General features: G+C 47.2%; 6 protein-coding genes and 2 pseudogenes. 4 read left to right on the top strand and 4 right to left on the bottom strand.

Annotated elements, in window-relative coordinates:
- Positions 1-872 (bottom strand): annotated as a pseudogene (locus Q0X35_RS04635) (CCA tRNA nucleotidyltransferase); the annotation flags it as partial.
- A gap of 142 nt (positions 873-1,014) precedes the next feature.
- Between Q0X35_RS04635 and Q0X35_RS04630 the strand changes: the two are divergent.
- The 4 genes from Q0X35_RS04630 (at position 1,015) to trxB (ending at position 6,857) form a co-directional block, all read left to right on the top strand.
- On the top strand, positions 1,015-1,545 hold the full coding sequence (locus tag Q0X35_RS04630; protein ID WP_297566035.1) for an NUDIX domain-containing protein: 531 nt from the start codon (positions 1,015-1,017) through the stop codon (positions 1,543-1,545).
- A gap of 2 nt (positions 1,546-1,547) precedes the next feature.
- Entirely contained in the window at positions 1,548-3,833 is a 2,286-nt protein-coding gene (locus Q0X35_RS04625) for a DUF6049 family protein (protein ID WP_297566033.1), read from the top strand.
- Between the two features lie 115 nt (positions 3,834-3,948).
- Positions 3,949-5,883: a hypothetical protein gene (locus Q0X35_RS04620; protein ID WP_297566031.1), complete on the top strand. Its 1,935-nt coding sequence runs from the start codon at positions 3,949-3,951 to the stop codon at positions 5,881-5,883.
- A gap of 38 nt (positions 5,884-5,921) precedes the next feature.
- The gene (gene trxB, locus Q0X35_RS04615) at positions 5,922-6,857 is read left to right on the top strand and encodes a thioredoxin-disulfide reductase (protein WP_297566029.1); all 936 of its coding nucleotides are present in this window, start codon (positions 5,922-5,924) and stop codon (positions 6,855-6,857) included.
- Between the two features lie 71 nt (positions 6,858-6,928).
- Here trxB and Q0X35_RS04610 read toward each other — a convergent pair whose 3' ends face one another.
- The 3 genes and pseudogenes from Q0X35_RS04610 to Q0X35_RS04600 form a co-directional block, all read right to left on the bottom strand.
- Complete coding sequence (locus Q0X35_RS04610; protein ID WP_297566027.1) at positions 6,929-8,134, bottom strand: ParB/RepB/Spo0J family partition protein; 1,206 nt, start codon at positions 8,132-8,134, stop codon at positions 6,929-6,931.
- Between the two features lie 115 nt (positions 8,135-8,249).
- On the bottom strand, positions 8,250-9,230 hold the full coding sequence (locus Q0X35_RS04605; RefSeq protein ID WP_297566025.1) for a ParA family protein: 981 nt from the start codon (positions 9,228-9,230) through the stop codon (positions 8,250-8,252).
- Positions 9,231-9,611: 381 nt separating this feature from the next.
- Positions 9,612-9,796, bottom strand: a pseudogene (locus tag Q0X35_RS04600) (16S rRNA (guanine(527)-N(7))-methyltransferase RsmG); the annotation flags it as partial.

Genomic DNA, 9,796 nt, shown 5'->3' with positions numbered 1-9,796 from the left:
AGCAAAGCTGCGAAACGCAAACGAAAATCTGGCGCAGGTACTTCCCCGTCTGCCGGCGTTTCTAAATCTATTGCCTGATCTAAAACAGTAAGCGTGTGCTCATAGACGTCTTTATGCCGCCCATGTTCATCCACCGTTTCACGTAAAACGGCTACTTCCGGCAAGACTCTCGCAAGTACTTCCGTTTCCGCCAGCAGTTCTATTCCTGCTCGGGGATAGGGCGCACAAATTAGCCGCACCAACTCGGCCTGTATTCTCTCCGCCGAAACTATTTCTAAACGCGGCGCCAACTTACGCATTGCCCGCATTACTTCCGGCGTCACATGAAATCCAAGCTGGGCGGTAAAGCGCGCCGCCCGTAAAATACGCAAAGGATCATCAGAAAAAGATTGCTCCGGAGAAGCCGGCGTAGAGAGTATGCCCGCTACTAAATCGTTCATTCCCCCGCACGGATCTACCAGTTCTAATTCTGGAAGCCGAACGGCTAGAGCGTTTACCGTAAAATCCCGGCGCGTCAGATCGCCTGCCAAAGTATCCCCAAATTCCACTTCGGGCTTTCGGGAATCGCTTTCATATTCTTCTTTTCGGTAAGTGGTAACTTCTACTACTAAGCCGTCTTTTACCGCACCTATCGTGCCAAATTTCTTACCGATATCCCAGGTATTATCTCCCCACTCTGCCAGAATTTTTTGCGTCTGTTCGGGGCGAGCAGAAGTGGTGAAATCGTAATCATGTACTGGCGCACCCAGAAAAGCATCTCGAACTGGCCCCCCAACTAACGCCAATTCTTCTCCATAACGTGAGAAACTAGTACCTAGATTAAGAATTGCCTCCGGAAGTGAGTGCAGGGTTTGGTGCCCCTGCGCGAGCATCCGCGCACGTTGGTTCACGCCAGCGCCCAAGTTTGTTTCTATACCTTGTGAAGGAGAATTAGTATTCGTCACTCTCTAAGAATGCCACGAAAACTGCTCCGTTCATAACGCATAGGACACCAAATCACTACCACTGTAAACGATGTCGAATACGAAGAATAATACTCACCCCTTGCGCCGCCGCCGGCGTTTACCAGGGAAACGGCGGACGTCTTCCCGCCACCAACTGCCGATTGTGAACGAAACTTCAGCTGGTGGGGTAATAGTAGAAGTGAGAAATAACCGTGCTTATGTGGCTTTAATTGCGCGGCGCGCCCGCAACGGCAATTTAGAGTGGTGCTTACCGAAGGGGCATTTAGAAGGAGAAGAAACTGCTGCCGAAGCAGCAGCACGGGAAATTTCGGAAGAGACTGGCATACATGGGCGAGTACTTTGCCATTTGAACACTATTGATTATTGGTTTTCTGGCACCGATAGGCGCGTGCACAAGGTAGTGCACCATTTCCTGCTCGAAGCACTCAGTGGAGAAATCACCGTACTAAACGATCCTGATCAGGAAGCAGAATTGGCTGAATGGGTGGCTCTGGAGGAAGTGGCAGAGCGCCTCGCCTACGATAACGAGAAGCGTATAATTGAGGCTGCGCAGGAATTACTCATCGGAGAGAAAGAGTAGCCATGGCGGGGAAGAAAAAATCTTTATTCATCTCCTTGGTGGCTTTGTGTATGGCAATCTGCCTGCTCACTCTGGGTGTTCCCTATGCCCAAGGAGAAAATCAGAAAGAAGATACTGCTCACCCAGGCGTACACCTAGAAATCATTGGTACCGGGGAAGCAATTCTCCTCCCGGGGAAAGATTTAACGCTCCGCCTGCGAGTGGAAAACTTGGGAGAAAGTGCGGCGAAACTAGAAAATCTCGAATTACGAGCTGCCTATTCTCCTTCCACCACCCAAACAAGTATTTATAACTGGATGCGCGGCACGACGGACGGAAAATCAATTCTCTCTTTCCCGCAGAATCTCTCCTTGGCGAAAGGGGAAACCAAGGAAATTACTCTTACGCTGCCTGCTGATAAACGCCCCTGGTCCACTAAGGCTTTTGAATGGGGAGCGCGCGGAATTGAAGTGCAAGCCCACATCGCCGGGAATGAGGATGGTGAAAATCTCCGTGATCGCACTTTTATTACCGTAGCTCCAGAAGCTGAAATCACCCCGATGCCCATATCCGTGCTATTACCAGTGACGGCGGGAGTAAAAAAACTGGCAGAAACGCCGGATATTAAAGAGTTGGTAGTGGGAGAAAGCGCGCAGAGCGCAGAAGAAATAGCATCCAAAAAGGAAGCGGGAGTGCAGCTGCAAAAACGCATTCTCACCTGGGATATTGCGGGAGTAAATGCTTTTGTTGATCCAGCTTTTCTGCAAGAAAATCAAGTACCGCTGCAGCAAAGTTCTTTTAAGCAGGCCAAGCTGCAGCTGCTGCCTACGCACGACGTAGATTTTGCGGCACTTGCCCACACCGAGCAAGCGAGTTTAGCTAAGAGAATCGTAGAACGCACCCAAAAACAGGCACTTAATATAGGCGGAGAGCCAAAACTTGAACAGATATTTTTAGAAGGGAAAGCCGACGCCCAGACGCTTAATTTAGTGGCGCAAACAGGAATTTCGCAAGTAATTATGGAAGACCGTTACGCGCCCGCCGAGCGAGAACTTTACTATACGCCGAGCCCGTATTCACATATCTATCTAGAAGATGGTGAGTTGAATGTGCTGCTTTTCCACAGTGCCATTAGCTCTGCTCTACATGGGCGTCTACCAGCTCCCACTGGAGATGAGTACCTAGAACTCTCGGCTTTCGATGCCCAGCAGACGAGTATTGCTTTGAGTGCCGTGCACTTCGGGCAAGCGCCAAATTATTCGCGGCCAATTGTGGTGCGCATAGAGCGCGGTATAGTTGATGGCAGCTCTGGTGCAGTAGATAATACGGAAAGTGACGCCGCAGCGGGAGAGCAGGGTACCGCAAATTGCCAGGAAAACTGCCCGGCGAAAGAGAATACAGAGCTCACGGCCGTGCGCGCACTTCTCCAAGCTCCTTGGTTGAAGCCTGCTTCTTTAGAGAATATTGAGGACATCAATACCCGCCAGCTCAACGAAGGTGGAATTTCTGAGCAAGAAATAAATCCCGGGGAATTATCTGCCGCTGATTTGCAAAATTTGCAAATAAATCGCGCCACCCTCGATGAGATAATCCAAATCATCGAAAACCCCGCTACCTTTAGGGCAGCTTTGGATAACTACACAGAGCGAATGCTGGCTACTGATTGGCGAAAAGATCCAAAAGCACGAAAGACGGCAATCAACCAACTGGCGGCACCGCAATTAATTTCCGGAATTAAGGTGGAAGAATCTTCTACTATCAATATGATTTCTAATACGGCTGAGATACCGCTACACATCACTAATCCTTTTCCAGTACCCGTAAATGTGACGGTCAAAGTGAAAGCTCCCGACAGCCGATTAGAAATTCCAGCTGCAGTGTCCGCGCAGTTACGGGCCGGAACCACCACTACCGTAGCAATTCCTGTGCAGGCACATGGATCGGGAAATCTGCAGCTAGAGGTACGTATCGTAAATAAAAATGGGCACGAAGTGGGCGCGCCGGCCTCTATAAATATGCGGATTCGCGCTAGTTGGGAAAATGCCGGCACTTTAGTTTTAGCTATTTTAATCGGCCTTGTGCTGGTAGTCGGAGTGACTAAATCAGTACGCAGTGGGCGGAGAGCAAAAGCAATCTCCCAATCATCTGAAAAAGGCCTCTCTGCTTCTTCAGCTTCCGCTTCAGCTTCCGCTTCAGCTTCCGCTCCAGCTCCAGCTCCAGCTCCCACTTCAGCTTCCGCTCCAGCTTCCGCTCCAGCTTCCACTCCCGCCGACCATGTCAATAAACAGGTAAACTTAGAGAAGGATTGACGTAAATATCTACCAGTAGTGTATTGGCGTAAAATGTGCTAGCAGAGTCTCCTGGCGCAGAGCGTATTGGCAGGTAGCACGTTGTACTCATCGAAATGATTAGAAAGGGAAAATTTTGGAAAATTCGTATCTCTCTGGGAAAACCCCCATTGCTGATCGTTTCACGCTAGATTCACTTTCTCTCGAAGAATTTTCGTCTTTTGGCACTACTACTTGGCAAGCCACTGATACGGTACTTTCCCGGCAACTGCGCGCTATCGTCATCGATCTGAAACTAACGCAGCGCCCCCAAGTTATTGATGCCGCACGCCGAGCTGCCTTGCTCGATCCGGCACAGCATATTGCGGTAGTGGCGATACACGATGACGCAGAAAGTGCCATAATTTTTACGGAAATTCCTACCGGCGAGCGCCTGAAATCTTATCTGGAAAAAGGCCCCTTAGATCCTGCCTCGACTATGGCAATTATGGGGCAAGTAGCTGCCGGAATACAGGCAGCCGGAGATTTCGGAATTCGAGATTTGCAACTGCAGGCACGCAGTATTTATTTGCCTGATTCAGGAGAAGTGCTGATTGACGGCATCGGAATTCGCGCCGCTTTGGCACAGGTAGATTTGCAGCGCAGCCCTCTCGAGCTAGATCGAGCAGAAGCGCGCGGTTTGGTAATTTTTCTTGCAGCTTTGCTTCAAGGAGAAGATTTCCCGGAAGACCCAGCTAGCCACGATTCGGTGCTGCAAAAAGCGCTTAGCTTACCGAATTTACCGGCAGCTCTTTTCGATTTGTTGCAAGCAGAGGCAAGCGGGCAAGGGCCCGCATCAGCCGGAGATTTTTTGCGGCGGCTAGCTCCGTGGGGAGAAATTGATTTTACGGCACTTCCAAATCCACACACCCGCTTGCATACTGCTTTTCCGCTTTTAAGTGCACAAGATTTACCGGTAAGTGCGCAAGATCTATCTGCAGAAAATACTGATTCCGTTCCTGATCCCAATACTGATCCCAATACTGATCCCGCTCCTGATCCAAATCCAGCAGCAGAAGTGGAAGAAATGGCAGAACTGGAAGAAGTGGACTCGGATGTTTCAGGTTTAGCTACCCCAGACTTAGTTACTTCAAACTCGGGTGCCGCAGACTCAATTATCCAGAACTCTCCTGACCAAAATTCTGGCGCAGGCTCAGAAAACACAGAAGAAGCGCTATCTGAAAATTCTCGTCCACCTTTTGTGTGGCCAAAACTAAGAAATACTCCCAGTAAAGCGGCACCGCCCGCAACCTCTGCACAGTTGACTCCGTATGCAAACACCGATTTACCGGATGGTACAAAGGCGCAATCTCTTCATAATACAGAAGCTGCTACAGGCAGCGATGCCAGCGCGCACGATAGCGATGCCAACGTACGCCAAGACAATGCCAATACGCATAGCGGCGATACCCACACGCGTCGTCGTTCACGCGGACTTTTTTGGGGAATGCTACTAGCCGGGATTGCCATTTTTGCTATCTGCCTTTTTGCCCTGTTGCGGCCATTAAGTCCGGTATCTATACCCACGGACGAAGGTAAAAACGGTACAGCCGGGAGCTCGGAAGCAGAAAACTTTCCGCAGGTAGCCCCGCAAATTTCCAGTGCAAAAGTAGTGGCAGAAGATCCGCAGACGCTGGAAACAGCTAATAGCTCCACCGAGCGTCTGGTAAAAGAAATAACGAAAGCAATCGACGGAGATCCGGAAACTGCCTGGTACACCTGGTGGTACCAGAATAATTCTATATACAATAATGATAAAATAGGAATAGCAGTAAAATTAAAAGAAAAAACTGCTCTTAGTGAAATTACCGTGACTGTACGCGGAGAAGGTGGAAGTATTAAATGGATGCTTCCTCCGAGTGCGGATGCCGAAAGCGGTACGCTTGTAAGTAGTAGTGCTATTTCAGAAAAGACGCATTTACAAGCAAAGAAACCAGTAGTAACCGATGAATTCATTTTATGGATCGATTCTCTGCCAGTAGACGAAGAAGGAATGAATCGAGCCGTAATTTCGGAAATTACAGTCAAATAAGTGCCCAGACAATGCCAAGAAAGTGATGGAGAAAGAAAATGGCTGATATTTATGATGTTTTAATTGTGGGCTCTGGCCCAGCTGGCTGGACGGCGGCGATTTATAGCGCCCGCGCCGGGCACAGCACCTTAGTAATTGCCGGAGCTTTAGATGCAGGTGGCGCGCTTATGACTACCACCGAAGTGGAAAACTTCCCCGGTTGGGAAAATGGCGTCATGGGGCCCGAACTCATGGACAATATGGAGAAGCAAGCTAAAAAGTTTGGGGCGGAAGTCAAATACGAAGACGCCAGCGAATTTTCTCTCTCTGGCGATGTAAAAACTATAAAAACGGAATCTGCTTCTTATAAGGCAAAGACAGTTATTCTGGCTCTCGGCTCTGCCTATCGCAAGCTCGGATTAGAAAATGAAGCTAACCTGACTGGAAAAGGTGTTTCTTACTGCGCCACCTGCGATGGATTCTTCTTCAAAGATCGAGAAATCGCTGTAATCGGTGGAGGAGATTCAGCAGTCACGGAAGCACTTTTCCTCGCAAAATTTGCTAAAAAGGTGCATGTAATTCACCGACGCGATGCTCTGCGCGCCTCGCAGATAATGGCAGATAGGCTTCTAGCAAAAGATGAAGTAGAAATGCACTGGAATTCCGTAGTAGAAAAAATAAACGGAGAAGATGCGCTGGAGTCACTGATCTTAAAGGATACCCAGACGGGAGAACTCTCTGAACTGAAGGTGGCGGGACTTTTCGTAGCTATTGGGCATGAACCACGTTCCAAAGTGGTAGCGAGTGAAATTGATACCGATGAAAAAGGCTATATAAAAGTAGAACACCCCACTACAAAGACTAATTTGCCTGGAGTTTTTGCTTGCGGCGACGTCGTAGATAGTCACTATCGGCAAGCCGTCACGGCAGCTGGCAGTGGCTGTAAAGCTGCTTTAGATGCTGAGAATTATTTAGCAGATATAGCAGCTAAATAGGCTAGCTAACCAGTAAAAGCGGGATAGTAATAACACTATCCCGCTTTTCTCTTTGGCTTCTATTGCTGGTTTTATTTTCCTGCGCCAATAATCTCTAAAATCCGCTGTAAATCTTCAACAGAAGCGAATTCTATAGTTATTTTCCCTTTTCGTATTCCTTGCACAATCTTTACTCTTGTATCTAAGTAATCGCCTAATTCTTGCGCCCAAGTAGCCAGCTCTGGATCAACTTGCTGTGGACGCCGCGGTGTAACTAACTTTTCTTCACCACTTAAGGTAACTTTTTCTTCCGTAGCTCGGACTGACAAGCCTTCCGCTACTATTTGCTGCGCTAAACGCTCCATAGCAGCCGGATCGTTCAACCCTAAAAGTGCTCGGGCATGCCCAGCTGAAAGCACCCCTGCCGCTACCCGCCGCTGCACCAAAGGTGGCAACTTCAAAAGCCGCAAGGTATTTGAAATCTGGGGGCGAGATTTCGCAATTCGTTTCGATAGTTCCTCTTGTGTGCATTGGAAATCATCTAATAACTGTTGATAAGCTGCTGCCTCTTCCAAAGGATTCAACTGTGCCCGATGCAAATTCTCCAATAATGCATCTCGCAATAAGTCTGCATCCTCGGTATGGCGCACAATTGCCGGCACAGTCTTCTTCCCTGCTTTTAACGAAGCGCGCCAGCGCCGCTCACCCATAATTAATTCATAGCGTGCTTGCGGATGGCTGGCATCTCTCTCTGCCAAGGGGCGCACTACTATTGGCTGTAATACTCCTACTTCTTTTATGGAAAGCGCTAATTCGTCTAATTCATCTTCATCAAAAACTTGCCGAGGCTGTTTTGTGTTTGGAATTATCTGATCTAAAGCAATTTCTCCGTAAGTAGCTCCCGGCACTGGCACTAAATCTTGGGAAGTATCCGTTTCACGTGAAACATTCTTGTACTTTTTCGAAACTTTTCGTGCTTTTTCTGCGCTAGCTGCACCTGTCTGCGCGGCACTCACTTCATTCGTTTTCTTTTTACCGCTTGCGGCTTTCTTTACCGACTTTTTATCCCCAGTTACAGAAATATCGGGAGCGTCATTTTCACTAACCTTGTTTTTAGCTGCTCCACCAGTATTTTTACCGGCACTATTTTTTACTGTGATACCTTCTGTAGCAGTATTTGCCGAAGCAGCGGGACGTGCCGAGCTAAAAAATACGTCAATTGGACTTTCTTTTTCACCTTGAGAATCAGGAATCAAAGCGCCGATTCCTCGCCCTAATCCACGCCGTTTTTCTCTCATCGTTTCATCCCCTCAAATTATTCAACAAAAGCAACTAAATTAATATCTTTCGCCAATTAAATTCTAACTACTTTTTATTTACTTTTTTCGCTTAGTTTTCTACTTAGTTTTCTACTTAGTTTTCTACTTGATTTGCTCGCTCGGCTATTTCTTTTGCAGCAGCCATATAAGCTATCGCTCCAGAAGATCTCTCATCATAAGTAATTACACTCTGCTGAAAACTAGGTGCTTCGGAAATTCGAATATTGCGCGGAATCTCTATATTTAAGGTTTCTTGAGGAAAATACGCCCGCACCTCTGCAGCTACTTCTTGCGAAAGATTAGTACGCCTATCAAACATCGTAAGTAAAATCGTGGATATCTGTACTTCTGCTTGTAGAGCCTCTCGTACCCGCCCTATGGTTTTTAATAGTTGCGTCAATCCTTCCAAAGCATAGTATTCAGTTTGAATTGGAATAAGAATTTCTTTTGCTGCCACTAATGCATTAATGGTTAATAAGCCTAAAGAAGGCGGACAATCGATAATAATATAATCTGGCGCAGCAGATGTTTCACGTGAAACATCTAAATAATCTTGCACCGCTTTTTGCATACGAAATTCGCGTTGCTCAGAATTAGCTAATTCAAATTCTAATAAAGATAAATCCATATTCGCGGGAACCACTTGCAAGTTACGTAACTCTGGGCATATCTGCACTACCTGCGCAATATCAACTTCTCCCTGCAATACGTTATAAAGGGTAGAAACTTCCGCGTTTTTATCAGCCCCAAGTGCAGTAGAAGCATTACCTTGGGGATCGCCATCTATTACAAGTACTTGTAGTCCGCCTTTTGCGAGTGCTGCTGCAATATTTACCGCTGTAGTAGTTTTACCTACACCACCTTTTTGATTTGCCACCGTAATTACTCGGGGTATAGCAGGGCGCGGAAAAGGAGAAGCAGCTACTTCTTGCATCACTTTTCGGTCGCGCGCGAGAGCAGCACCTAGGGGAGAATCTTGTAGCAGGGTTTCCAGAAAATCTTCGTTTTCCGTATTATCCACATTCGATAAGCCACTAGACTCTACTGCACCCGTTTGCCCATCTATGTTTTGCATAAAATCCTGCTTTCCCTACTTCGAGCCTATCTAATCACTATCTTGCAATAAACAGCAAAAATTCTTAAACAGTAAAGTACCGATACCTATATCGTAATAAATAGAGAAGCAATTCTGCCTTCACTAATGGATAAATTTTACTGCTTCCCTATTCATCATATAGGCACTCTTAATATACCCACTAAACGAAAAGAGCGGAATCTTTTCCCTGATATATTGTAGGTATAATGGAGATGATGAATAAATAACTACTAAATAAACAAATGAATACGTTATTTTTATAGTTTCCGCGCTCTTTTTACTTCCAGCGTGCTTACTTCCGAAATTATTACTTATGACGACGTGCTTACTTGCGCCGCTCTATATACTGCCGGCGCTTTCCTACTTCTTTTTAATCTCCACTACCCGCGTACCCTCTACCGCACCCCAAATAGCTACGTCGTGCACATCTACCCAAGCCGCCTTATATTTACGCAGCTGCGTATGTGCAGCTTTTATTTCTTCTTCTGCGCGGGCACCTTTCAAAGCGAGGAGCGAGCCACCACTTTTCACTAAAGGCAAAGTCC

Origin of the sequence: uncultured Arcanobacterium sp., from assembly GCF_947253055.1 — a bacterium.
Classification (GTDB): domain Bacteria; phylum Actinomycetota; class Actinomycetes; order Actinomycetales; family Actinomycetaceae; genus Arcanobacterium_A.
The sequence above is the reverse complement of the archived record's forward strand: the minus strand, read 5'-3'. Positions and strand labels throughout refer to the sequence as shown.

Bases quoted from the DNA above. Each gene is read 5' to 3' on its own strand.
- Q0X35_RS04610 (WP_297566027.1), bottom strand. From the start codon at position 8,134: ATGAGAGAAAAACGGCGTGGATTAGGGCGAGGAATCGGCGCTTTGATT.
- Q0X35_RS04630 (WP_297566035.1), top strand. From the start codon at position 1,015: ATGTCGAATACGAAGAATAATACTCACCCCTTGCGCCGCCGCCGGCGT.
- trxB (WP_297566029.1), top strand. From the start codon at position 5,922: ATGGCTGATATTTATGATGTTTTAATTGTGGGCTCTGGCCCAGCTGGC.
- Q0X35_RS04625 (WP_297566033.1), top strand. From the start codon at position 1,548: ATGGCGGGGAAGAAAAAATCTTTATTCATCTCCTTGGTGGCTTTGTGT.
- Q0X35_RS04605 (WP_297566025.1), bottom strand. From the start codon at position 9,230: ATGCAAAACATAGATGGGCAAACGGGTGCAGTAGAGTCTAGTGGCTTA.